Source organism: Aeromonas sp. YN13HZO-058 (assembly GCF_001921245.1).
Taxonomy (GTDB): Bacteria; Pseudomonadota; Gammaproteobacteria; order Enterobacterales; family Aeromonadaceae; genus Aeromonas; species Aeromonas allosaccharophila.
Map to the genome: position 1 here is coordinate 1 of NZ_MQSY01000002.1, position 1,196 is coordinate 1,196.

The 1,196-nt window shown below is 54.4% G+C and carries 1 protein-coding gene; it reads right to left on the reverse strand.

Annotated features, from left to right (window positions below):
* Positions 1-135 precede the first annotated feature (135 nt).
* The gene (locus tag BSP75_RS00065) at positions 136-1,128 is read right to left on the reverse strand and encodes an IS5 family transposase (RefSeq protein WP_075111786.1); all 993 of its coding nucleotides are present in this window, start codon (positions 1,126-1,128) and stop codon (positions 136-138) included.
* Between the last annotated feature and the right edge of the window lie 68 nt (positions 1,129-1,196).

Sequence of the window (1,196 nt, forward strand, 5' to 3'; positions counted from 1 at the left end):
GGAAGGTGCGAACAAGTGGATCGCACCTTCACCACGAACTCTTTGTCCGCATTTGAAATGCCCATCACTCCAAAAAACTGACTTTTTGCCGCAAGTATTCGACTATTAAGCGCCATTTAGCCTCATTTTCGAGGCTTATCTCGATTTTTTGGCACAACTATCCCATGCCCGTATCATCTGGTCCACGCGAAACAGATTCGCCAGCGTAAACAACATCGCCAGTTGGTTGTCGTTCTTGCGCAGCCCCTTGAACCGCGCCTTCACAAAGCCAAACTGACGTTTGATGATCCGAAACGGGTGCTCCACCTTGGCACGGATGCTGGATTTGAGCCTCTCAAAGGCAATCACAGCCTTGTTTTTGCGCGGATGCTTTTTGAGCTCCTTGAGCCTGCCAGGTCGCATCGCAATCGCCCATTGTGCCTTTACATCCGCCAGTTCTTCACGATTTTCCGCACCCTGATACCCAGCGTCGGCGAACACAAACTCTTCCTTGCCATGGAGCAGATTTCCCACTTGATTGAGGTCGTGCTCGTTGGCTGCCGTGGTCTCCAGACTGTGCGTCAGGCCACTCTTGGCATCGACACCGATATGAGCCTTCATGCCGAAGTACCATTGATTGCCTTTCTTGGTCTGGTGCATCTCGCCGTCACGCTCGCCACGTTTGTTCTTGGTCGAGCAAGGGGCCTCAATGAGAGTGGCATCGACCAGCGTGCCTTGCTTCATCATGATGCCGGCGTCAGAAAGCCACAGGTTGACGGCGTCGAAGAGCTGCCGGGCCAGCTGGTGCTGCTCCAGCAGATGGCGGAAGTTCATGATGGTGGTGCGGTCGGGGATGGCCTGGTCCAGTGAGAGCTTGGCAAACAGACGCATCGAAGCAATCTCGTAGAGCGCATCCTCCATGGCGCCGTCGCTAAGGCTATACCACTGTTGCATGCAGTGAATGCGCAGCATGGTATCGAGTGGGTAGGGGCGACGGCCATTACCTGCCTTGGGATAGACGGGCTCGATGACCTCCAGCATCATAGCCCATGGGAGCAACGCCTCCATACGAGCCAGGAATAACTCCTTACGGGTTTTGCGGCGTTTGCCATTGAACTCGCTATCCGCAAAGGTGAACTGGTGACTCATGCTGAACCTTATCCCTGATGCCAAGTGGGACTCATGATCTCACATCAGGGACTTGTTCGCACCTTCCC